This window comes from Pseudomonas sp. A6, assembly GCF_052367875.1.
GTDB classification, from domain to species: domain Bacteria; phylum Pseudomonadota; class Gammaproteobacteria; order Pseudomonadales; family Pseudomonadaceae; genus Pseudomonas; species Pseudomonas citronellolis.
This window is the reverse complement of sequence record NZ_CP198970.1, coordinates 7,188,236-7,210,278: the sequence shown is the minus strand read 5'-3', so window position 1 is coordinate 7,210,278 and position 22,043 is coordinate 7,188,236. Positions and strand designations below refer to the sequence as shown.

General features: G+C 69.2%; 16 protein-coding genes and 1 pseudogene. 7 read left to right on the top strand and 10 right to left on the bottom strand.

Translation table 11 applies throughout. The features are described 5' to 3' along the window. Positions 1-309: 309 nt before the first annotated feature. Both ACTWJ5_RS31725 and ACTWJ5_RS31720 read left to right on the top strand, forming a co-directional pair. Positions 310-978, top strand: a complete 669-nt coding sequence (locus ACTWJ5_RS31725) for a TetR/AcrR family transcriptional regulator (RefSeq protein ID WP_249918322.1) — start codon at positions 310-312, stop codon at positions 976-978. Further along, a complete protein-coding gene (locus ACTWJ5_RS31720) occupies positions 975-1,565 on the top strand; it encodes an IMPACT family protein (RefSeq protein WP_301501842.1) in 591 nt (196 codons plus the stop codon). The genes ACTWJ5_RS31725 and ACTWJ5_RS31720 overlap by 4 nt, the downstream gene beginning before the upstream one ends. An 808-nt stretch (positions 1,566-2,373) precedes the next feature. Here ACTWJ5_RS31720 and ACTWJ5_RS31715 read toward each other — a convergent pair. From ACTWJ5_RS31715 to xdhA, 5 genes and pseudogenes are all read right to left on the bottom strand, one after another. Then, positions 2,374-3,078, bottom strand: coding sequence for a methyl-accepting chemotaxis protein (locus tag ACTWJ5_RS31715; RefSeq protein WP_444439695.1), 705 nt, complete (start codon positions 3,076-3,078; stop codon positions 2,374-2,376). A 210-nt stretch (positions 3,079-3,288) separates the two neighbouring features. Next, positions 3,289-4,263: pseudogene (locus tag ACTWJ5_RS31710) on the bottom strand (cache domain-containing protein); the annotation flags it as partial. Positions 4,264-4,413: 150 nt separating this feature from the next. Then, the gene (gene xdhC / locus ACTWJ5_RS31705) at positions 4,414-5,280 is read right to left on the bottom strand and encodes a xanthine dehydrogenase accessory protein XdhC (RefSeq protein WP_301501839.1); all 867 of its coding nucleotides are present in this window, start codon (positions 5,278-5,280) and stop codon (positions 4,414-4,416) included. After that, complete coding sequence (gene xdhB / locus ACTWJ5_RS31700; RefSeq protein ID WP_444437218.1) at positions 5,277-7,865, bottom strand: xanthine dehydrogenase molybdopterin binding subunit; 2,589 nt, start codon at positions 7,863-7,865, stop codon at positions 5,277-5,279. Before xdhB ends, xdhC begins: the two co-directional genes overlap by 4 nt. Then, entirely contained in the window at positions 7,858-9,282 is a 1,425-nt protein-coding gene (gene xdhA / locus ACTWJ5_RS31695; RefSeq protein ID WP_444437217.1) for a xanthine dehydrogenase small subunit, read from the bottom strand. The genes xdhB and xdhA overlap by 8 nt, the downstream gene beginning before the upstream one ends. 212 nt (positions 9,283-9,494) lie before the next feature. On the opposite strand from xdhA, the gene ACTWJ5_RS31690 reads away from it, so the two are divergent. The 5 genes from ACTWJ5_RS31690 (at position 9,495) to ahpF (ending at position 15,793) form a co-directional block, all read left to right on the top strand. Then, on the top strand, positions 9,495-11,024 hold the full coding sequence (locus ACTWJ5_RS31690) for an ABC transporter ATP-binding protein (RefSeq protein WP_444437216.1): 1,530 nt from the start codon (positions 9,495-9,497) through the stop codon (positions 11,022-11,024). Between the two features lie 10 nt (positions 11,025-11,034). After that, entirely contained in the window at positions 11,035-12,138 is a 1,104-nt protein-coding gene (locus ACTWJ5_RS31685) for an ABC transporter permease (RefSeq protein ID WP_253407569.1), read from the top strand. Positions 12,139-12,388: 250 nt separating this feature from the next. After that, positions 12,389-13,315: an ABC transporter permease gene (locus tag ACTWJ5_RS31680; RefSeq protein ID WP_116425806.1), complete on the top strand. Its 927-nt coding sequence runs from the start codon at positions 12,389-12,391 to the stop codon at positions 13,313-13,315. Between the two features lie 213 nt (positions 13,316-13,528). Next, on the top strand, positions 13,529-14,092 hold the full coding sequence (gene ahpC, locus ACTWJ5_RS31675; protein ID WP_037016170.1) for an alkyl hydroperoxide reductase subunit C: 564 nt from the start codon (positions 13,529-13,531) through the stop codon (positions 14,090-14,092). Positions 14,093-14,227: 135 nt separating this feature from the next. Further along, positions 14,228-15,793: an alkyl hydroperoxide reductase subunit F gene (gene ahpF / locus ACTWJ5_RS31670; RefSeq protein ID WP_444437215.1), complete on the top strand. Its 1,566-nt coding sequence runs from the start codon at positions 14,228-14,230 to the stop codon at positions 15,791-15,793. 424 nt (positions 15,794-16,217) lie between these two features. Here the strand turns inward: ahpF and cls are convergent, their stop codons facing one another. From cls to efeB, 5 genes are all read right to left on the bottom strand, one after another. Next, positions 16,218-17,642, bottom strand: coding sequence for a cardiolipin synthase (cls, locus tag ACTWJ5_RS31665; RefSeq protein WP_444437214.1), 1,425 nt, complete (start codon positions 17,640-17,642; stop codon positions 16,218-16,220). A 40-nt stretch (positions 17,643-17,682) separates the two neighbouring features. Then, positions 17,683-19,080, bottom strand: coding sequence for an amidase (locus ACTWJ5_RS31660; protein WP_444437213.1), 1,398 nt, complete (start codon positions 19,078-19,080; stop codon positions 17,683-17,685). A 429-nt stretch (positions 19,081-19,509) separates the two neighbouring features. Continuing rightward, positions 19,510-19,758 (bottom strand): hypothetical protein, encoded by a 249-nt coding sequence (locus tag ACTWJ5_RS31655; protein ID WP_009614343.1) that lies wholly within the window; start codon positions 19,756-19,758, stop codon positions 19,510-19,512. Positions 19,759-19,893: 135 nt separating this feature from the next. Further along, positions 19,894-20,721 (bottom strand): iron uptake system protein EfeO, encoded by an 828-nt coding sequence (efeO, locus tag ACTWJ5_RS31650; RefSeq protein ID WP_116425802.1) that lies wholly within the window; start codon positions 20,719-20,721, stop codon positions 19,894-19,896. Positions 20,722-20,750: 29 nt separating this feature from the next. Then, on the bottom strand, positions 20,751-22,028 hold the full coding sequence (gene efeB, locus ACTWJ5_RS31645; RefSeq protein ID WP_301501826.1) for an iron uptake transporter deferrochelatase/peroxidase subunit: 1,278 nt from the start codon (positions 22,026-22,028) through the stop codon (positions 20,751-20,753). Positions 22,029-22,043 lie beyond the last annotated feature (15 nt).

Genomic DNA, 22,043 nt, shown 5'->3' with positions numbered 1-22,043 from the left:
GCTAGGGGCTCAAGCTTTCAGCAGCCTTTCTTGGGAAAAACCGGCGATCGTCGGCGAAGAGCTGGTGTTTCCGGATATTTCAGAACGGGCTTTTCGTAGGAGCGAGCTTGCTCGCGAACGGGGATTTCCCGGCGGCTGCGGTGCCATGCGGTTCGCGAGCAAGCTCGCTCCTACAGGAAAGGGCGCTCTCGGGGCATTCCCCCGCCCCGTTGCGGTGCACCGCGGGAAAAACGCCGGATTCGCTTGAATCCCCCGCCCCGCCTGGGTTATCCATGCTTCGCCCTTTCGCTGAAGCCATGGATACGCCGTATGACTTTCCCAGTGCCAGCCCACCTTGCCGAAGGCGCCGACAAGCCCGCCGGCCGCATTCGCCAGAAGAACGAGGAAGTCATCCTCGCCGCCGCCGAAGAAGAGTTCGCCCGCCACGGCTTCAAGGGCACCAGCATGAACGCCATCGCCCTGCGCGCCGACCTGCCCAAGGCCAACCTGCACTACTACTTCAGCAACAAGCTGGGGCTCTACACCGCGGTGCTGGGCAACATCCTCGACCTCTGGGACAGCACCTTCAACCACCTGTCCGCCGAGGACGACCCGGCCACCGCCCTGGCCGGCTACATCCGCGCCAAGATGGAGTTCTCCCGCCGCCACCCGCTGGCCTCGCGCATCTTCGCCATGGAGATCATCAGCGGCGGGCAGTGCCTGAGCAGCCACTTCAACCAGGACTACCGCGCCTGGTTCCGCGGCCGCGCGGCGGTGTTCGAGGCCTGGATCGCCGCCGGCAAGATGGACCCGGTGGACCCGGTCAACCTGATCTTCCTGCTCTGGGGCAGCACCCAGCACTACGCCGACTTCGCCACCCAGATCGCCTTCGTCACCGGGCGCAAGCGCATGTCCCGGCAGGACTTCGGCGATGCCGCCGACCAGCTGATCCACATCATCCTCAAGGGCTGCGGGCTGACGCCGCCGGCCACGGCATGAGCTTCACCCTCGCCGGCCCGGTCAGCTACGCCGAGGAAATCCGCAAGAGCCGCTTCACCTGCCTGGCCGCGCCCATCGCCAGCGAGGCCGAGGCCCAGGCCTTCCTCGCCGCCCACCGCGACGCCAGCGCCGGGCACAACTGCTGGGCCTGGAAGCTCGGCGCGCAATACCGCTTCAGCGACGACGGCGAACCCGGCGGCACCGCCGGGCGGCCGATGCTCGCGGCCATCGAGGGCCAGGCCATGGACCGCGTGGTGGTGCTGGTCAGCCGCTGGTTCGGCGGCATCAAGCTCGGCACCGGCGGCCTGGCCCGCGCCTACGGCGGCTGCGCGGCCAAGTGCCTGCAGGACGCCGCGCGCATCGAACTGGTGCCCAGCACCCGCCTGGCCTTCGCCTGCGGCTTCGCCGAGCACGCGCTGCTCAAGGCGCGCATCCTCGCCCTGGGCGCCAGCATCGAGGACGAGGCCTACGGCGCCGAGGGTGTGGATATCCGCCTGAGCCTGGCCGATGCGAAGGTCGAGGAGCTGCAACGCCTGCTCGGCGACCTCAGCCGCGGCCGCATCCAGGCCGCCCGCCTCGACGACTGAAGGCAATTATCCCCAGGGCTTTTCCAGCGGACGCGGGTTTTTGTCCCCGGTTCCTGTGCGGCATCCTGTGGACAAACTGTGTCCCCTCCTTTCCAGGCCATGCCAGCCGTGGCCTGCATAGCATTGCGCAGAATTTGCGCAAACGACGGAAAAGGCCGTCTGCGGCTATCCCCGGATAGCGTGGGCAAGGCTGTGGAAAAACTGTCGATGAAGGCTCCGGGAGCAGGCATTCCGGGGCTTGCGAGAGGCTGTACGTTTTTTGTTCTGTCACGGGCTGAAAGCCGCGCCAGTCAAGGGCTTAGGCCAGGTCTTGAAGCCTCGGAAAAGGGGCCTGTACAAGTCCGGTATAAGCCCTTGGCAAGCTGTGAATATCCTGGTGGAAAACTGTGCCATGGGCGGTACTTATGCAGGGCTGGGGAAGGAGCGGGGAGAAGCCGGTGGAATCGGGGTTTTCCCCGGCCGGGTGGGTGGATTGCTCACAGAGGCCGTGGACAGTGCTGTGGATATCCTCTGGGGAAAACTTCCCATGCCAGAACCGCCGCCGGCTGGCGAAAACTGTACGTTATTTGAGCAAAAAGCCCCGGAATTGCTGGGCTGCAGAAGGGTATCCACAAATCGAAGAGGCAAAAAAGCGCCTATGGAGCCTCCCTGTGGAAGCCCGCCGCCTGTGGACAGCGAAAACCGCTTTTCAACCGTGGATAACCGAGCCCGATCGGGACGTCGGCGGTTCGCGAGCAAGCTCGCTCCTACGAAGAGCCGGTACGGTGCCGACCTGTAGGAGCGAGCTTGCTCGCGAACCCCCCACCCGTCACAAGCGGAACTGCCCCATCTGCCGCTGCAGGTCGTCGGCCAGGCCGCGCAGGGCCTGGCATTGTTCGCGGCCCTGGTGCACTTCGCCGGTGGTGGCGCGGGCCAGGTCGGCGATGCCCTGGACGTTGCGGTTGATTTCCTCGGTGACCGCGCTCTGTTCCTCGGTGGCGGCGGCGACCTGGTGGTTGATGTCGCTGATGCGCTCCACCTGGTCGGCGATGGCGCCCAGCGAGGCGCCGGCGCGCTGGCTGGCGGCCAGGCCTTCGCCGGTGGCCGCCTGGCCGGACTGCATGGAGCCGACCGCTTGCTCGGCGCCCTGCTTGAGGCGCTGGATCATCGCCTGGATCTCGTCGGTGGAACCCTGGGTGCGCCCGGCCAGGGTGCGCACCTCGTCGGCCACCACGGCGAAGCCGCGGCCCAGCTCGCCGGCGCGGGCGGCCTCGATGGCGGCGTTGAGCGCCAGCAGGTTGGTCTGCTCGGAAATGCCGCGGATCACCGCCAGCACCTGGTCGATGGTCGCCACCTGGGCCGCGAGGTCACCCACGGCCTCCGCGGCCTGGCCGATCTCGGCGGACATGCGCTCGCCATGCTGCAGCGCGCCGCCCACCACCTGGCGCGCCTGGCCGGCTTCGCCACGGGCCTGCTGCGAGGCGCTGGCGGCCTGCTCGGCGTTGCGCGCGATCTCCTGCACGGTGCTGCCCATCTCGTTCACCGCCGTGGCCACCATGTCGGTCATCTCCTGCTGGCGGCTGGCGTGTTCCGCGGTGTTATCCACAACCCGCGCCACCTCGGCCACGCTGCGCTGCAGTTGCTGGCTGGTGGCGAGCACGGCGCCGATCAGCTGGCGCTGGCCTTCGAGGAAGCGGTTGAAGCCGCGGGCCAGGTCGCCCAGTTCGTCGGCGCGGGAATCGTCCAGGCGACGGGTCAGGTCGCCGCCGCCGGCGCCGATGTCCAGCAGCGCGGCGGTCACCTGGCGGATCGGCCGCACCAGGCCGCGGGCCAGCAGCACCACCAGGCCCAGGCAGAGCAGCGCCACCGCCGCGCCGGCCAGGCCGGACAGGCGCAGGGCCTGGCGCGCATCGGCATAGACCTCGGCTTCCGGCACCTCGCTGACCAGCGTCCAGCCCAGGTCGCGCAGCGGCAGGCTGGCGGCCAGGTAGGTTTCGCCGTCGCGCTCGAAGCGGCTGCTCTGGAAGCCCGGATGGCCGAGCAGCGCCTGCGCCGCGTCGCTGCCCACCAGGTCGGCCAGGGCCTTGCCGCGGGCCCGGGCCGGGTCGGGGTGGATCTGCACCTGGCCGTCGTTCTTCACCAGGTACACATGGCCGGACTGGCCGAAGCGGAAGTCGCGGATCAGCTTCGACAGCTCGTCCATGCGCAGGCCCAGGCCGGCGATGCCCAGCAGCTTGCCGTCGCGCTCGACGCGGCGGTCGATGAACAACGTCAGTTCGCCGCTGCCGACGTCGGTGTCGATGTTCAGCACCTGCGGCCGGCCGCTGTCGACGAAGCGGAAGTACCAGGCGTCCTGCGGGTTGTCGCGGGACAGGGTGCGTTCCTTGCCCTTGTCGCTGTAGTAGGCGTCGCTGGCCTGGCTGGCGATGAGCGCGGCGAAGGCCCGCTGCGAGCTGCGGATGCCGCCCAGGTAGCGGACGAAATCGGCCTGCCGCGCCGGGTCCTCGCCGGCGGCCAGCCAGTCCTGCACCAGGCTGTTGTCGGCGATGCCGGCGGCGGCGGTGAGCGGGCCGGTGAGCTGGCGCTCGAAGTCGTTGGCGATGGCCTGGATGCTCGCCGGCAGCGCCTGTTCGAGCAGGTAGCGCTCGCTCAGGCGGTTGACCAGCACGGCGTAGAGGCCGAGCACGATGAGCAGGCTGAGCAGCAGGGCGCTGCCCATGCTGAGGATGAGTTGGGTCTGGATGCTGCGAAGGCGCATGTTCTTCTTGTCCTCTTGGCACGCGGCGAATCCGTTCGCGGTGGGAGACGGGCGTAGGGAAGGGGCCGAAGGGGTTATCGGCGGGTACGGGAAAAACTGTTGTCCCGTCGGTCAGGTTTTTTCGGCGGTGCGGGGCGGATCAGGTTCGATCCCCGCCTCGCTGCACAGCGCCTTCCATTCGACGCCGCTGCGCGTGGTGCGTGGCGGGGCGTCCTGGTGATAGCGGGCGATGACCTGGGCGGCCACGGCGATGGCCACTTCCAGCGGGCGCTTGCCGGGCACCTCGGGCAGGCCGATGGGGCAGTGCATGGAGTCGATGGCGGCTGGGGAAAAGCCGCGCTGCTCCAGGCGCATGTGGAAGCGCTGGGCCTTGGTGCGCGAGCCGATCATGCCGAGGAAGCCGGCGTCGCCGCGCTTGAGTACGGCCTCGGCCAGGGCGTAGTCCAGCGGGTGGTTGTGGGTCATGATCAGGTAGTAGCTGCCCGGCGCGGCTTTATCCACAGCCTCCAGCGGATCATCCAGCAGGTTGCAGCGCACCCCTGTGGGTAACTCGGCGGGAAATTCCGCGGCGCGGCTGTCCACCCATTCCAGGCGCAGCGGCAGCCCGGCCAGCAGCGGCGCCAGGGCGCGGCCGACGTGCCCGGCGCCGAACAGCAGCACCTGCGGCCCGCGCACCGCGAAGCATTCGAACAGCAGGCTGGCGCGGCCGCCGCAGCACTGGCCCAGGCGCGCGCCGAGGGGAAAGTGCTCCAGGCTCTGCGCGTCCTTGCCGGCCAGCAGCAACTGGCGGGCGTGCTCGGTGGCGGCCAGTTCCAGGTGGCCGCCGCCGATGGTGTCGTAGCAGGCGTCGGCGGTGACCAGCATCTTGCAGCCGGCCTCGCGCGGGGTGGAGCCCTGCACGCCGATGACGGTGACCAGCACGTAGGGCTCGGCGCCGTCGCGCAGGCGGGCGATGGCGTCCATCCAGGTGGGGGTCATGGGGTGGGCTCCTGGGGTGGGTTGCTGGTGTTGGTTGGGTGTTTCTGTGCTGGCGGTGAGTTGGGTTCCCTCTCCCCAGCCCTCTCCCTGAATGGAGAGGGGGCTGCTTCGGTGTGGCGGGAAAGTAATGGCGCTGGAGATTTATCCACAGTTTCCGGCTGACTCCGTTGCTGAGCCCCGCTCAGGACGGTCCCCTCTCCCTCCGGGAGAGGGCTAGGGTGAGGGCATGCCGCGTCTTCCAGCGAACTATCCACAGCCCACCCCTTCAACCCCTCGCACGCCCACAACACCCGCTCCGGCGTAGCCGGCGTATCCAGCGCCGGGCTCACCCGGTAGTCCGCCAGGCTGGCGATGGCGTCGCGCAGGGCCGACCACACCGAGATGGCCAGCATGAACGGCGGCTCACCCACGGCCTTGGACAGGTACACACTGTCTTCCTCGTTGGGCCGGTCGAACAGCGCCACGCGGAAGTCTTCCGGCACGTCGCTCACCGCCGGGATCTTGTAGGTCGCCGGCCCCGTGGTGAGCAGGCGGCCCTTGGCGTCCCACTTCAGTTCCTCGCTGGTCAGCCAGCCCATGCCCTGGACGAAGCCGCCCTCGATCTGGCCGATGTCGATGGCCGGGTTCAGGCTGCGGCCCACGTCGTGGAGGATGTCCACCCGCAGCAGGCGGTATTCGCCGGTCAGGCTGTCCACTTCCACCTCGGACACCGCCGCGCCATAGGCGAAGTAGAAGAACGGATGGCCCTGGCCGGTCTCGCGGTCGTAGTGGATCTTCGGCGTGCGGTAGAAGCCGGTGGCCGACAGCTGCACCCGCGCGAAGTAGGCGGCCTGTACCACCTCGGCGAAGTCCAGCGCCTTGTCCCGGACTTGCACCTGGCCGTGGGCGAAGCGCACTTCCTGGGGCGTCACGCCCTCGCGCGCGGCGAGGAATTCCGCCAGCCGCGCCTTCAGCGTGCGGGCCGCGTCGCGGGCGGCCATGCCGTTCAGGTCGGTGCCGCTGGAGGCCGCGGTGGGCGAGGTGTTGGGCACCTTGTCGGTGCGCGTGGCGGTGATCGCCACGCGCTCCAGCGGCACCTGGAATTCCTCGGCGACTATCTGCGCTACCTTGACGTTCAGGCCCTGGCCCATCTCGGTGCCGCCGTGGTTCAGCTGGATGCTGCCGTCGGTGTACAGGTGGATGAGCGCGCCGGCCTGGTTCAGGTGCTGGGCGGTGAAACTGATGCCGAACTTCACCGGGGTCAGCGCCAGGCCGCGCTTGAGCACCGGGCTGCCTGCGTTATAGGCAGTGATGGCGGCGCGGCGGGCGCGGTAGTCGCTGCTGGCTTCCAGGCGTTCGATCAGCTCGCCCAGCAGGTTGTGTTCCACGCGCTGGTGGTAGGGCGTGAGGTCGCGGCCGCTGCCGCCGTAGAGGTTGAGCTTGCGCACGTCCAGCGGGTCCTGGCCGACGGCGCGGGCGATGTCGTCCATGGCGCGTTCGATCAGCATCATCCCCTGGGGCCCGCCGAAGCCGCGGAAGGCGGTGTGCGAAACGATGTTGGTGAAGCTGCGGTAGCCGGCCACGGCCACGTCGGGGATGAAGTAGGCGTTGTCGGCATGGAACATGGCGCGGTCGACGATGGCGTCGGAGAGGTCCGGCGAGTGGCCGCAGTCGCCCACCACTTCCAGCTGCGCGGCGAGCAGCCGGCCCTCGGCGTCGAAGCCCACGCGGTAACGGTTGTGGAAGGGGTGGCGCTTGCCGGTGGCGCGCATGTCGTCGGCGCGCGGCAGGCGCAGCTTCACCGCGCGCGCGGTCTTGCGCGCCAGCAGCGCGGCCAGGCAGGCCCAGGGCGCCGCCTGGGTTTCCTTGCCGCCGAAGCCGCCGCCCATGCGCCGCACTTCCACGGTGACCTTGGCCAGGGGGATGGCCAGCACCTCGGCCACCAGCTTCTGCACCTCGCTGGGGTGCTGGCTGGAGGTGAACACGAACATGCCGCCGTCGTCCGTGGGCTGTGCCATGGACACCTGGCCTTCCAGGTAGAAGTGCTCCTGGCCGCCGACGAACTGGCTGGCCTGCAGTACGTAGGGTGCGGCGGCCAGGCCGTGCTCGACGTCGCCGCGGCGCATGAAGTGCGGCGGGCGCACGAAGCGTTCCTCGGCCTTGGCCCGCAGCGGGTCCAGCAGCGGCTGCTCCTCGGCGTATTCCACCTTGGCCAGGCGCACGGCGCGGCGGGCCTGCAGCTGGGTTTGCGCGGCCACGGCGAACAACGCCTGGCCGTGGTACTTCACCCGCTCGCCGGCCAGCAGCGGGTCGCCGGGGAACACCGGGCCGATGTCGGTGTGGCCGGGCACGTCGTCCAGGGTCAGCACGGCGACCACGCCGGGGGCGTTGCGCACAGCCTCCAGGTCCAGCTTGTGGATAACCCCGCAGGCGATGTCCGTGAGGCCGACGGCGGCGTGCAGCAGCTCGCGCGGTTCCTTGATGTCGTCGACGTAGCGCGCCGCGCCGCTGACGTGCAGCTCGGCGCTGTCGTGGGGCCGGGCCTGGCCGGCGCTGCGGGTTTCGCTGGCGCCGCCGTTGGCGGCCAGGGGAGGCAGGCTACGCATGGCGCACCTCCGCAGGGGTTGCCGTGTATTCCACTAATGCGCGTTGCAGCAGGTTCTGCGCCACCTTCAGGCGATAGGCGGCGCTGGCGCGCAGGTCGTCGATGGGCTGGAAGTCCTCGGCCAGGGCGGCCTGGGCCGCGGCCACGGCGGCGGCGTCGAACGCCCGGCCGCTCAGCGCGGCCTCGCTGCGGCGGCCGCGCAGCGGAGTGGCGGCCATGCCGCCGCAGGCCAGGCGCGCGTCGCGCACCAGGCCCTGGTCGTCGAAGTCCAGGCGCAGGGCCAGGCATACGGCGGAGATGTCGTCGTCGCGGCGCTTGGAGACTTTGTCCACACGGTACAGCTGGCCATCGACCAGCCTGGGGATAACTACCGCCTCGATGTATTCGCCCGGCTGCAGCACGCTTTGCCGGTAGCCGGTGAAGAAGCCGTCGATGGGCACCTCGCGCGCCTGCCCGGCGCGGCGCAGGCGCAGCCGCGCATCCAGGGCCAACAGCACCGGCGGCATGTCGCCGATGGGCGAGGCGTTGGCGATGTTGCCGCCGAGGGTGCCGCGCTGGCGGATCTGCAGCGAGCCCAGGCGCTCCAGCAGCTCGGGCACGCCGGGGAAGGCATGCAGGGCTTCCAGGCAGTCGGCATAGGGCCGCGCGGCGCCGATCAGCAGGTGATCGGGGTGTTCCTCCTGGCGCCGCAGCTCGGCCACGCGCTCCAGGTGGATCAGTTGCGGGAAGCGCTTCAATGCCTGGGTCGCTTCCAGGGCCAGGTCGGTGGCGCCGGCCACCAGGCGTGCCTGTGGATAGTTCATCAACAGGGTGTCCAGCTCTTCCAACGAGGTGGGCAGCCAGGCGTGCTGCTCACCGTCGTCCAGGCTGGCGCCGGCGGGCAGGGCGCGCAGGCGTTCGGCGGTGGCGCGGGCCGAGGCGTCGAAGCGATCGGTGCTGGCTTCGCCGGCGATGTGCCGGGCGGCGTCGAGGATCGGCCGGTAGCCGGTGCAGCGGCACAGGTTGCCGGAAAGCGCGGTCAACGCGCTCTCGCGGTCGTGCTTGCAGGCCGCATGGCGCCAGGCGAACAACGACATGACGATGCCCGGGGTGCAGAAGCCGCACTGCGCGCCATGGCAGTCGACCATGGCCTGCTGCACCGGGTGCAGGCGTTCGCCCTCGGCGAGGCTTTCCACCGTCAGCAACTGGCGGCCGTGCAGCGAACCCAATGGGGTGATGCAGGCGTTCACCGCGCGGTAGCGCAGGCCCTCGCCATCGGGCTCGGCGAGCACCAGGGTGCAAGCGCCGCAGTCGCCGGAGGCGCAGCCCTCCTTGGTGCCGGTGCGCCCCAGTTGGGTGCGCAGGTAGTCGAGCAGGCTCGTTTCCGGTGCCAGGCCGTCCACCTGGCGCAGCTCGTCGTCGAGCAGGAACTGGATCATGCGTAACCTCGCTGGAGCGCGTTCGCGCTGCCCGCCGGGGAGCGGGCCTGACGCGGCGGCAAAGCTGTCCATATGGTCAGGTAATGCACGAACTCTGCCAGCCGAAAGGGCCGGCTCCATAAGCAAAGCATAGGCTTGCAGCGCTTTTTGACCAGCTGGCCAGGAAATTGCTTCGGCCCCCGCCACTGGTGAATCCCCGACCGAGCCCACCCATGCCCACAGCCCCCATCCCCCGCCTGGAACTGCGCGCCATCAGCAAGCGCTACCCGGGCTGCCTGGCCAACGACCGCGTCGACCTGAGCATCCTCCCCGGCGAGATCCACGCCCTGCTCGGCGAGAACGGCGCCGGCAAGAGCACCCTGATGAAGATCATCTACGGCGTCACCCGCCCGGACAGCGGCGAGCTGCTCTGGGACGGTCGCGCGGTGAGTGTGAAGGACCCGGCCCAGGCCCGCGCCCTGGGCATCGGCATGGTGTTCCAGCACTTCTCGCTGTTCGAGACGCTGAGCGTGGCGGAGAACATCGCCCTGGCCCTGGGCGCCACTGCCGGCACCCCTCGGCAGCTGACGCCGCGCATCCGCGAGGTGTCGCGGCGCTACGGCATGCCGCTGGAGCCGGAGCGCCTGGTGCACGGGCTGTCCATCGGCGAGCGGCAGCGGGTGGAGATCGTCCGCTGCCTGATGCAGGACATCCGCCTGCTGATCCTCGACGAGCCGACCTCGGTGCTCACCCCGCAGGAGGCCGAGGAGCTGTTCGCCGTGCTCCGGCGCCTGGCCGCCGAGGGCTGCAGCATCCTGTTCATCAGCCACAAGCTGGGCGAGGTGCGCGCGCTCTGCGAACGCGCCACGGTGCTGCGCGGCGGGCGCGTTTCCGGCGACTGCGCGCCGGCGCAGTGCTCGGACCTGGAGCTGGCGCGCCTGATGGTCGGCGACGCCGAGGGCCTGGCCGCGCGCTATCCCAAGGCACGCGGCGGCGAGCCGCTGCTGCAGCTGAGCGGCCTGCACTGGCGCAGCGCCGACCCCTTCGGCGTGTCCTTCGCCGGGCTCGACCTGGAGGTGCGCGCCGGCGAGATCGTCGGCATCGCCGGGGTCGCCGGCAACGGCCAGGACGAACTGCTCGCCCTGCTCAGCGGCGAGCAGCGCCTGCCGCGGGCGCACGCCGAGCAGTTGCGCATGGCCGGCGAGCCCGCCGCCCACCTGCCCCCGGATGCCCGCCGCGCCCGCGGCCTGGCCTTCGTCCCGGCCGAGCGCCTGGGCCATGGCGCGGTGCCGGAGCTGAGCCTGGCCGACAACGCCCTGCTCACCGGCTTCCAGCAGGGCCTGGTGCGTCACGGCCTGGTGCGCCAGGGCAAGGTGCGCGCCTTCGCCGAGGCGATCATCCAGCGCTTCGCGGTGAAGGCCACGGGCACCCAGGCCGTGGCCCGCAGCCTGTCCGGCGGCAACCTGCAGAAGTTCATCCTCGGCCGCGAGATTCTCCAGCAGCCGCGCCTGCTGGTGGCGGCGCACCCGACCTGGGGCGTGGACGTCGGCGCCGGCGCGGTTATCCACAGGGCGCTGATCGCCCTGCGCGACGCCGGCGCGGCCATCCTGGTGGTGTCCGAGGACCTCGACGAGCTGTTCCTGCTCAGCGACCGCATCGGCGCGCTCTGCGCCGGCCGGCTGTCGCCGCTGGTGGACACCGCCGCCACCGATCCCCTCGCCGTCGGCCGCTGGATGGCCGGGCAGTTCGACCACGCCGCCTGAGGAGCCGAACATGCTGTTTTCCCTGGAACCACGCGGCCAGCAGTCGCGCCTGATGCTGCTGGTCTCGCCGCTGCTGGCCGGCCTGCTCACCCTGCTGTGCGGCGCGGCGCTGTTCGCCGCCCTCGGCCACCCGCCGTTGGCCACCCTGCACACCCTGCTGATCGAGCCGGTGCAGGACTGGTACGGCGTCGGCGAGCTGCTGGTGAAGGCCACGCCCATCCTGCTCTGCGCCCTGGGCCTGGCGCTGGCCTACCAGGCGCGCATCTGGAACATCGGCGCCGAGGGCCAACTACTCATGGGCGCCCTGGCCGGCAGCGCCATGGCCCTGCAGCTGCTGGGCTGGGAGAGCCGCTGGGCGCTGGCCTGGACGCTGCTCGCCGGGGTCGCCGGCGGCGCCGCCTGGGCGGGCCTGGTGGCCTGGCTGCGCACGCGCTTCAACGCCAACGAAATCCTCACCAGCATCATGCTCAACTACATCGCCCTGAACCTGCTGCTGTTCTGCGTGCACGGCCCGCTGAAGGACCCGCAGGGCTTCAACTTCCCGCAGTCGGCGATGTTCGCCGAGTCGGCCCTGCTGCCGGCGCTGTTCGATGGCAGCCGCGTGCACCTGGGCGCGCTCTTCGCCCTGCTGGCGCTGGTGGCGGTGTGGGTGCTGGCGCAGCGCAGCTTCGTCGGCTTCCAGATCCGGGTGCTGGGCCTGGACCGCCGCGCCGCCGGCTTCGTCGGCTTTCGCGAGAAGCGCCTGGTGTGGCTGGCGCTGCTGCTGTCCGGGGCGCTGGCCGGGCTGGCCGGCGTCTGCGAGGTGACCGGGCCGATCGGCCAGCTGGTGCCGCAGGTGTCGCCCGGCTACGGCTACGCGGCCATCACCGTGGCCTTCCTCGGCCGCCTGAACCCGCTCGGCATCCTCTTCGCCAGCCTGCTGATGGCGCTGCTCTACCTGGGCGGCGAGACGGCGCAGATGAGCCTGAACCTGCCCCTGGCGCTGACCGGGCTGTTCCAGGGAATGATGCTGTTCTTCCTGCTGGCCTGCGATGTGTTGATCGGTTATCGGCCGCGCTTCGCGCGGGGCTTCAGGCTGCAGGCTACAGGCCTCAGGCGGAGCGCCGCGGTGTGAGTTTTCGAATGGAGCGGGCCTGCCTGCTCCGGATTTGAGGCACTGGGTTATTCCCCTTCGGGCCAGCGCAAGCGCTGTTCGCGATGGAGCCGCGTCCCGCGTTCGCGGGAATGACGGGTTGGAGAGGGACGCGTAATCCCACTCCCGTCATCCCCGCGAACGCGGGGATCCAGAAACGCTGTAGGAGGCCCCGCTGCGGGGTGGGTTCGCGAGCAAGCTCGCTCCTACAGGGATTGATCGGAGAATCACGATGGACATCGATCTACTGAACAACGTGCTCTACGCCATGGTCCGCACCGGCACGCCGTTGCTGCTGGTGGCCCTGGGCGAGTTGGTGTGCGAGAAGTCCGGGGTGCTCAACCTCGGCCAGGAAGGGATGATGCTGTTCGGCGCGGTGGTCGGCTTCATGGCCGCCTTCGCCAGCGGCAGCCTGTGGCTGGGGGTGTTGCTGGCGGTGCTCGCCGGGGTGCTGCTGGCCAGCCTGTTCGCCGCGGTGGCCCTGGGCCTGAACGCCAACCAGGTGGCTTGCGGCCTGGCGCTGACCATCTTCGGCGTGGGGCTGTCGTCCTTCGTCGGGGCGGCCTGGGTGGGCAAGCCGCTGGCGGGCTTCGCGCCCATCGCCGTGCCTGGGCTGGCCGGCCTGCCGCTGGTCGGGAAGATGCTCTTCGCCCAGGATGCGCTGGTCTACCTGACGTTCGCGCTGTTCGCCGGCGTCGCCTGGCTGCTGCTGAAAAGCCGCGCCGGGCTGGTGCTCCAGGCGGTCGGCGAGAACCCCGACGCGGCCGCCGCCCTGGGCCTGCCGGTGGTGCGCGTGCGCACCATGGCGGTGCTTTTCGGCGGCGCCATGGCCGGCCTGGCCGGGGCCTACCTGTCCCTGGCCTACACCCCGATGTGGGCCGAGAACATGAGCGCGGGCCGCGGCTGGATTGCCCTGGCGCTGGTGGTGTTCGCCAGCTGGCGGGTGTTCCGGGTGCTGCTCGGCGCCTGGCTGTTCGGCCTGGCGAGCATCCTGCATCTGGTTGCCCAGGGCGTCGGCCTGAGCATCCCGGCCAACCTGCTGGCGATGCTGCCCTACGTGGCCACTATCGTGGTCCTGGTGCTGCTCTCCCGCGATGGGTTGCGCACCCGCCTGTTCGCCCCGGTGTCCCTGGGGCAGCCGTGGAAGGCCGGGCACTGAGGGCTGTCACGAGGTGGTCGTGTCGGTTGTGCAGGATGGAGGATGGCATCGCTCATCGATAGCGGTGCTCTTCCTTTTATAAGTCCGCTGATAGAGAAAGCCAATTTATTTGATGGCCTAAATCAATGGGCCATCCAGGCTAATAGCGGATAATCTTGCCCACGTCGAATTTCATAACCAATTCGATCAACCCATCTCTACGAGGAATGCCGAATGAACCTGATCAACACCCAAGTCCAACCGTTCAAGGTCAACGCCTTCCACAACGGCAAGTTCATCGAAGTCACCGAGCAGTCCCTGAAGGGCAAGTGGTCGGTCCTGATCTTCATGCCGGCAGCCTTCACCTTCAACTGCCCGACCGAGATCGAAGACGCCGCCAACAACTACGCCGCTTTCCGCGACGCTGGCACCGAAGTCTACATCGTCACCACCGACACCCACTTCTCCCACAAGGTCTGGCACGAAACCTCCCCGGCCGTGGGCAAGGCCCAGTTCCCGCTGATCGGCGACCCGACCCACCAGCTGACCAACGCTTTCGGCGTGCACATCCCGGAAGAAGGCCTGGCCCTGCGCGGCACTTTCGTGATCAACCCGGAAGGCGTGATCAAGACCGTCGAAATCCACAGCAACGAGATCGCTCGTGACGTCGGCGAGACCCTGCGCAAGCTGAAAGCCGCCCAGTACACCGCCGCTCACCCGGGCGAAGTCTGCCCGGCCAAGTGGAAAGAAGGCGAGAAGACCCTGGCTCCGTCCCTGGACCTGGTTGGCAAGATCTAAGTAACACCCTCCCCCGGCGGACGGCCCCCACAAGGGCCGCCCGCCCTGCCCAAAGCCTACCCGCAAGCGTGCAGGGCGGACGCACAGCGTCCGCCGCGGGAACCCTTTTGCCCGAATTTCGTAGGAGCTGAATTCATGTTGGACGCCAATCTTAAGACCCAGTTGAAGGCCTACCTGGAAAAGGTCACCCAGCCGTTCGAGATAGTCGCGTCCCTCGATGACAGCGACAAATCCCGCGAGCTGAGCGAACTGCTGCACGACATCGTCGGCCTGACCGACAAGATCACCCTGCGCGAAGACGGCGGCGACGAACGCAAGCCGTCCTTCTCGCTGAACCGCCCGGGTGCGGACATCGGCCTGCGTTTCGCCGGTATCCCCATGGGCCACGAGTTCACTTCCCTGGTGCTGGCCCTGCTGCAGGTCGGCGGCCACCCGTCTAAGCTCGAGCCCGAAGTCATCGAGCAGGTCAAGGGCATCCAGGGCAAGTTCGAGTTCGAAACCTACTTCTCGCTGTCCTGCCAGAACTGCCCGGACGTGGTCCAGGCGCTGAACCTGATGGCGGTGCTCAACCCCAACATCCGCCACGTCGCCATCGACGGCGCGCTGTTCCAGAACGAGGTGGAGAAGCGCCAGGTCATGTCGGTGCCGAGCATCTACCTGAACGGCGAAGTCTTCGGCGCGGGCCGCATGGGCGTGGAAGAAATCCTCGCCAAGATCGACACCGGCGCCGCCGCTCGCGAAGCCGAGAAGCTGGCCGCCAAGGCCGCCTTCGACGTGCTGGTGGTAGGCGGTGGTCCGGCCGGCGCCTCGGCGGCCATCTACGCCGCGCGTAAAGGCATCCGCACCGGCGTCGCCGCCGAGCGCTTCGGCGGCCAGGTGCTGGACACCATGGCCATCGAGAACTTCATCTCGGTGAAAGAGACCGAAGGCCCGAAACTGGCCCGCGCGCTGGAAGAGCACGTGAAGCAGTACGAGGTCGACATCATGAACCTGCAGCGCGCCAGCGCGCTGGTCCCGGCGAAGAATGCCGGCGAGCTGCACGAAGTGAAGTTCGAGGGCGGCGGCAGCCTCAAGGCCAAGACCGTGATCCTCGCCACCGGCGCCCGCTGGCGCGAGATGGGCGTGCCCGGCGAGCAGGAATACAAGGCCAAGGGCGTGTGCTTCTGCCCGCACTGCGACGGCCCGCTGTTCAAGGGCAAGCGCGTGGCGGTGATCGGCGGCGGCAACTCCGGCGTCGAGGCGGCCATCGACCTGGCCGGCATCGTCGCCCACGTGACCCTGCTGGAGTTCGACAGCAAGCTGCGCGCCGACGCCGTGCTGCAACGCAAGCTGTACAGCCTGCCCAACGTGGACGTGATCACCAGCGCGCTGACCAGCGAAGTGAAGGGCGACGGCCAGAAGGTCACCGGCCTGGTCTACAAGGACCGCAACTCGGAAGAGTTCAAGTCGGTGGAGCTGGAAGGCATCTTCGTGCAGATCGGCCTGCTGCCGAACACCGAGTGGCTCAAGGGCAGCGTCGAGCTGACCCCGCGCGGCGAGATCATCGTCGATGCGCGCGGCGAGACTTCGCTGCCGGGTATCTTCGCTGCCGGTGACGTGACCACGGTGCCGTACAAGCAGATCGTGATTGCGGTGGGTGAGGGGGCGAAGGCTTCGTTGTCGGCCTTCGATCACCTGATCCGTAGTTCTGCGCCGGCTTGATGGGCTAGTGCTGGTGAAGGCGCCCGGTTCACTTGAGTGAGCTGGGCGTTTTTCTTTGTGGGTGTTTTGCCGGGGGTCGATGGGGTTCGGGGGGAGTTGGGTTCCCTCTCCCCAGCCCTCGGCTGCGCGCCCCGCCCTGAAGGGAGAGGGGGCTTGTCCGTGCCGAGAGGGGATTTGCTGTCAGCCGGGTGCTCGGTGCAAGCCGGCTAACGCCGAAACATCAGCGCACTCCGAACGGTCCCCTCTCCCTTCAGGGAGAGGGTTAGGGAGAGGGCAGCGGTATCCCCACCACACCAGCAACCACCGGCGAACACCTTCTCCTCGTAGGAGCGAGCTTGCTCGCGAACGGCTTGGCACCGGGCCCCGACAGGTTCGCGAGCAAGCTCGCTCCTACGAAAAGCCTCCAGCCTCAAGCCCGTAATCTTCAAAGAATCGGCGAAACCAACCGCGCCACCCGCATCCCCAACTGCTGCAATTGCCCGCTGCGCTCCGTACCCAGCTCCACCGCCTGCTCGAAATCCGCCAGCAGCATGCTCTCCACGTCGCGGGCGAAGGCTTCGTCCACCGTTACCAGCATGATCTCGAAGTTCAGCCGGAACGAGCGGTTGTCCAGGTTGGCGCTGCCCACCGCGGCGCAGTCGTGGTCCACCAGCACCACCTTCTGGTGCAGGAAGCCCGGCTGGTAGCGGTACACCTTCACCCCGGCGCGCACCGCGTCCTGGGCGTAGAGGCTGGAGGCGGCGTAGACCGTGCGGTGGTCCGGGCGCGAGGGCAGCAGGATGCGCACGTCCACGCCGCGCAGCGCGGCCAGGCGCAGGGCCGAGCTGACCGCCTCGTCGGGGATGAAGTACGGGGTGGTTATCCACACCCTTTCGCTGGCCGCGTTGATCATCTCGACGAAGAGCAGCGAGCAGGTTTCCTGCTTGTCCGCCGGGCCGCTGGCCAGCACCTGGCAGATCACCCCCTGCTCGTCGTAGCTGTCCGGCAGCAGCAGGGTGGGCAGGGCGTGGGTGGCCCAGAACCAGTCCTCGGCGAAGCACTCCTGCAGGCAGGCCACGGCCGGGCCGCGCAGCTCCACGTGGGTGTCGCGCCAGGGCGACAGCGGCGGCTTCTCGCCCAGGTACTCGACGCCGACGTTGTGCCCGCCGACGAAGCCGCGCAGACCGTCGACCACTACCACCTTGCGGTGGTTGCGGAAGTTCAGCTGGAAGCGGTTGATCGCGCCGTGGCCGGTGCTGAAGGCCTGCACCTGCACGCCGCCGGCGCGCAGGCGCTCGACGTAGCGCCCGGGCAGGCCGTGGCTGCCGATGGCGTCGTAGAGCAGGAAGACTTCCACGCCGTTGGCCGCGCGCTCCAGCAGCAGCTGCGCCAGGCGCTGGCCGAGGGCGTCGTCGCGGACGATGAAGAACTGCACCAGCACCACCTTCCTGGCCTGGGCGATGGCCTCGAAGATGGCGTCGAAGGTGGCCTTGCCGTTGACCAGCAGGCGCACGTGGTTGTTCGCCAGGGTCGGCATGCGCGCCAGCGCGGACAGGGCCTTGAGCGCCTTGTAGTTCTCCGACTGGCTCGCCGTCAGGGCCTCTTCCACCCAGGGCCGCCAGTTCAGCTCGGCGGCGGCCAGGTGCATCTCCTCGTTGGCCTGGCGCCGCGCGCCTATGTAGGCGTCGAAGCGGCTGCGGCCGAACACCAGGTAGGGCAGCAGGGTGAGCAGCGGCATGAACACCAGGGAAATGGCCCAGGCGATGGCGCCCTGCGCGGTGCGCACGGTGAGCACCGCGTGGACGGCGGCGACCACGCCGAGGATCTGGATGGCCACCAGGAAATGGGCGATGTAGGCGGAGTAATGCATGCGCGCGAACGAGTCCTTCTGCCGTGCGTGTTCCCGCAGCTTAGCCTCGCTCGGGGGGCCGCGGCCATCCCGGCAGTTCGCCACGCCAGGTTTCGTAGGCCTTGCCCAGGCGCAGCACGGCCACGTCGGCGAAGCGCGGGCCGACGATCTGCAGGCCGATAGGCATGCCGGCGGCGGTGAAGCCGCAGTTGATCGACAGCGCCGGCTGCTCGGACATGTTCCAGGGCACGGTGAAGCAGATGTGCTCGAAGGGCAGCGCCGGGTCGTTGGTGGGCGAGGCCCACTCGGCGGGGAAGGCGGCCACCTGGTTGGTCGGGCTGAGCAGGCAGTCGATGCCGTGGAACTGCTCGGCGGCGCGCCTGCGCATCTCGAAGGTCTGGTTGAAGCCGCGCACCGCCTGCACGCCGGAGACCTGCGCGCCGCCTTCCGCCCACTGGTAGATGTAGGGCAGCACCTGCGCCTGGCGCTCGGCGGGCAGCGTCTCGATCTCGGCCCACAGGCGCGCGCGCCAGAACAGGTCCAGGCCGTCGAGCAGACCCCGGTCGAGGATCGGCCGCACTTCGATTATTTCCGCGCCGGCTTCGGCGAAGCGCTGCGCGGCGGCCTCCACGGCGCGGCGCACTTCCGGCTCGGGCTGCAGGCCGCAGCCGGGGTCCAGTTGCAGGCCGATGCGCAGGCCGCGCACCTCGGCCGGGCGGATGTTCCAGTCCAGCTCGGCCGGCGGCAGGCTGGTGGCGTCGCGCCAGTCGGCGCGCGACAGGTGCTTCATCAGCAGCGCGGCGTCGTCCAGGCTGCGCGTCATGGGCCCGGCGCAGCGCCCGGTGTAGTAGGGGTCGATGGGAATCCGCCCGAGGCTCGGCTTGAAGCCCACCAGGCCGCACCAGGCGGCCGGCAGGCGCACCGAGCCGCCGATGTCGGTGCCCACGTGCAATGGGCCGTAGCCGGCGGCAGCGGCCGCCGCGGCACCGGCGCTGGAGCCGCCGGGGTTCATCGCCAGGTTCCAGGGGTTGCGCGCCAGCTTGTGGAAGCTGGACAGGCCGGAGGAGAGCATGCCGAAGTCCGGCACCGTGGTCTTGGCCAGCAGGATGGCCCCGGCCTCGCGCAGCCGCGCGGTGGGCGGGGCGTCCCGGGTGGCGGGCAGCAGCGGCACGGCGGCGCTGCCCTGGGGAATCGGGTCGCCGACACTGGCGATGAGTTCCTTGATGGTCACCGGCACGCCATCCAGTTCGCCGCGCGGCTCGCCTTTCAGCCAGCGCGCCTCGGCCTCCCGCGCCTCGCCCAGGGCGCGTTCCGGGGCATAGGCGTAGAGCGCGCAGAGGTGCGGCTCCCAGCGTTCGATGTGGGCGATCAGGTGCTGCAGGTATTCCACGGGGGACAGCTGGCGCGAACGGTACAGGGCCAGTAGCTGGACGGCGGTGAGATCGTGCAGCGCGGTCATGGGGGACTCCGGCGGTGGGCCATGGCACAACCCTAGCCTATGGCGGTGTAGGGCGGATAACGCTCCGCGTTATCCGCCGTTTGGCCTTGGTTGCCGAACGGGGGTGGTCGAACTGGGCGACTTTGGGAGAGGCCGGTGGTTTGGGGAGGCTGGCCCGCCCGTGGTTCCCTCTCCCCAGCCCTCTCCCTGAAGGGAGAGGGGGCTTGTCCGTGCCGAGATGAGCATGGCTTTAGCTGGAAACCGCAGAGCTGCCGGCTAACTCGGGAATATCCACACGCTCCGAACGGTCCCCTCTCCCTTCAGGGAGAGGGTTAGGGAGAGGGCGCTCTTCAGGGGAAGCCCCGAAGCCCCGGCAGAACGCTGTTCGCGAGCAAGCTCGCTCCTACGAAGAGCAAAAAGCAAAGAGCAAAGAGCGCGAACGAGTGCGACTCAGGGCCGCGGCACCAACGCCGGCAACAGCTGCCGCGAAATCGCCTCGCGCACCGCCGGCAGCAGCGTCGCGTTGCCGCCCAGCATCTCCTCCACCAGCCGGCGCAGGGCCATGGAGCGTTCGGGAGTGAGGGCGCGCACCGCGTATTCGCAGGCCTGTTCCGCGGTGACGTCCGGCGGAACGGCAAAGCCCAGCGCCTGCAGGCGTTCGCGGAAATCGTCCTGGTCGATCAGGTCGGCGTGCATCATCGCGGAGTCCTCCGTGAGGTTGGGCTTCCCCGGATTCTCGGAACAGCGCCGGCCGGGCGCAAGCACCCGGCCGGCGGAGTGTCCTTCACAGGCAAGAGCAGGTCGTTTTCCGACCGGGACGGCCCGCGACCGGCTTTAGTTCAGTCCCAGCTTGCCGCGCATGGTCGAAAGGTCTTCCGCCAGGGTGTTGACCGGCCCGGCCAGGGCCTTGCGGTCCTTGGCGCTGAGCTTGTCGTAGGTCTGGTAGCCGCCGTCCTTGGTCTTGTACTTGGCGAGGATGCCGTCGACCGTGGCGAAGTTCTTCTCCACCTTGGCGACGAAGGCCGGGTCCTGCTTGGCCAGTTGCGGGCGGAACAGTTCGACGATCTTCTTGGCGCCGTCGACGTTGCCCTGGAAGTCGTACAGGTCGGTATGGCTGTAGCGGTCTTCCTCGCCGCTGACCTTGGTCGCGGCCACTTCCTCCATCAGCGCGGCGGCGCCGCCCACTACCTTCTCCGGCGGGAAGGGCAGGCCTTCCACGCGCTTGCGCAGCTCGTGCACGTCGGCCATCAGCTTGTCGGCCAGCGGGCCGAGGCCCTCGGTGCTGTTCTTGGTGAACAGGCCGTACTCGATGCGGTGGAAGCCGGTGAAGTCCGGGGCGTCGACCTTCTTCTCGTGGTCGTCCTCGCGGGAGTCGATGGCGCTGTCCAGGTCGCTGAACAGCTCGGCCACCGGTTCGATCGACTCATAGAACACGCGGGTCGGCGCGTAGAGCTTCTTCGCCGTGGCCAGGTCGCCCTGCTTCACCGCGTCGGTGAACTGCTGGGTGCGCTTGACCAGCTCGTCGAGGTTGTCGGTGACGTAGAGCTTGTAGTCGGCGATGGGGCCGACCAGGTCCAGCGGCGAGCCGGTGGCGGCGAAGGTGGCCAGCGGCGCGGCGAGCAGGCCGAGGCTGAACAGCAGGGCGAGGGAGGTGCGTTTCATGTCCGATGGCTCCAGTGCGTTGTCGTTGTTCAGGCCAGCAGGCTGCGGCCGAGGAAGTCGTCCGGCCCGGTGACCCCGGGCAGGACGAAGAAGTAGCCGCCGCCTTGCGGCTTCAGGTATTCCTCCAGCGGCTCGCCGTTCAGGCGCGTCTGCACGGCGATGAAGCCGCGCGCCAGGTCCGCCTGGTAGCAGATGAACAGCAGGCCCATGTCCAGCTGGCCGTTGCTGGCCGCGCCGTTGGAGTAGTTGAACGGCCGGCGCAGGATGAGGTTGGCCTGGCTCTGCGCGGTGCGCGGGTTGGCCAGGCGGATGTGGGCGTCCAGCGGCGTGCGCTTGCCCTCTGCGTCGCGGGCATAGTCCGGCACGTCGGTTTCCACCCGGCCGTCGTGGGGCGCGCCGCTGGCCTTGATCCGGCCGATGATGCTTTCCTGCTCCTGCAGCGGGGTGCGGTCCCAGCGTTCGACGAAGTTGCGGATGATGCGCACCGCCTGGTAGCTGCCGCCCGCCGCCCAGGCCGGCTCGCCGCTGCCGGGCTGCACCCAGACGATGCGGCGCATGGCCGCCTCGTCGCTGGAGTCGGGGTTGGCCGAGCCGTCGCGGAAGCCCAGGAAATTGCGCGCGCTCTCGGTGGTCTGGCCGGGGCGGCTGGGCTGCACCGGCACGCTGCCTTCCTGCTTCCAGCGCACCAGCAGCAGGTCCGGGGTGTTCTTCACGATGTCGCGCAGGGCGTGGATGTTGGTGTCCGGGGTGTTGGCGCAGAACTGCAGGCACAGGTCGCCGTGGCAGCGCGCCGGGTCCAGGGCGTCGTTGGGGAAGCCGGCCATGGGTTGCAGGTGGCGTGGCTTGCGCGCCGCCAGGCCGAAGCGCTCGTCGAACAGCGAGTCGCCCACCGAGACGGTGACGGTCAGGTTGTCCGGGATCACCACCGGGCCGAGGATGCCCGAGTCCAGCGGCGGCAGCTTGGGGTCGACCTGCTGCACCGCCCCGCCGGCCATGAGGAAGCGGATGCGCTCGTCGAGCACCCGGAACAGCCGCTCCAGGCCGGCGCGGTCGCTGGCCAGCACGTCGAAGGCGACGATCATCCCGGCCGCCGGGCGCGGCGTGACGATGCCCGGCTGGTGGCGGCCGAACCAGGCGTTGCGCTCCTGGGTGCGTTCGCTGGCCGGCGCGTGGGTGACGGCCGCGGTGTCGGCGGCCCGCGCCGGGCCCGCCAGGCTGGCGCCGGCCAGGGCCATGCCGGCGGCGCCGAGGCCGAGCAGCACGCGGCGGCGTTGGGCGTTGGCGGGGCTGTCGTCGTTACTGTGCATCGGTACTTCCTCGGA

What these genes read in the sequence shown, in the direction of transcription:
- ACTWJ5_RS31725 (WP_249918322.1), top strand. Translation starts at nt 310, where the DNA reads ATGACTTTCCCAGTGCCAGCCCACCTTGCCGAAGGCGCCGACAAGCCC.
- ACTWJ5_RS31720 (WP_301501842.1), top strand. Translation starts at nt 975, where the DNA reads ATGAGCTTCACCCTCGCCGGCCCGGTCAGCTACGCCGAGGAAATCCGC.
- ACTWJ5_RS31715 (WP_444439695.1), bottom strand. Translation starts at nt 3,078, where the DNA reads ATGGGCAGCACCGTGCAGGAGATCGCGCGCAACGCCGAGCAGGCCGCC.
- xdhC (WP_301501839.1), bottom strand. Translation starts at nt 5,280, where the DNA reads ATGACCCCCACCTGGATGGACGCCATCGCCCGCCTGCGCGACGGCGCC.
- xdhB (WP_444437218.1), bottom strand. Translation starts at nt 7,865, where the DNA reads ATGCGTAGCCTGCCTCCCCTGGCCGCCAACGGCGGCGCCAGCGAAACC.
- xdhA (WP_444437217.1), bottom strand. Translation starts at nt 9,282, where the DNA reads ATGATCCAGTTCCTGCTCGACGACGAGCTGCGCCAGGTGGACGGCCTG.
- ACTWJ5_RS31690 (WP_444437216.1), top strand. Translation starts at nt 9,495, where the DNA reads ATGCCCACAGCCCCCATCCCCCGCCTGGAACTGCGCGCCATCAGCAAG.
- ACTWJ5_RS31685 (WP_253407569.1), top strand. Translation starts at nt 11,035, where the DNA reads ATGCTGTTTTCCCTGGAACCACGCGGCCAGCAGTCGCGCCTGATGCTG.
- ACTWJ5_RS31680 (WP_116425806.1), top strand. Translation starts at nt 12,389, where the DNA reads ATGGACATCGATCTACTGAACAACGTGCTCTACGCCATGGTCCGCACC.
- ahpC (WP_037016170.1), top strand. Translation starts at nt 13,529, where the DNA reads ATGAACCTGATCAACACCCAAGTCCAACCGTTCAAGGTCAACGCCTTC.
- ahpF (WP_444437215.1), top strand. Translation starts at nt 14,228, where the DNA reads ATGTTGGACGCCAATCTTAAGACCCAGTTGAAGGCCTACCTGGAAAAG.
- cls (WP_444437214.1), bottom strand. Translation starts at nt 17,642, where the DNA reads ATGCATTACTCCGCCTACATCGCCCATTTCCTGGTGGCCATCCAGATC.
- ACTWJ5_RS31660 (WP_444437213.1), bottom strand. Translation starts at nt 19,080, where the DNA reads ATGACCGCGCTGCACGATCTCACCGCCGTCCAGCTACTGGCCCTGTAC.
- ACTWJ5_RS31655 (WP_009614343.1), bottom strand. Translation starts at nt 19,758, where the DNA reads ATGATGCACGCCGACCTGATCGACCAGGACGATTTCCGCGAACGCCTG.
- efeO (WP_116425802.1), bottom strand. Translation starts at nt 20,721, where the DNA reads ATGAAACGCACCTCCCTCGCCCTGCTGTTCAGCCTCGGCCTGCTCGCC.
- efeB (WP_301501826.1), bottom strand. Translation starts at nt 22,028, where the DNA reads ATGCACAGTAACGACGACAGCCCCGCCAACGCCCAACGCCGCCGCGTG.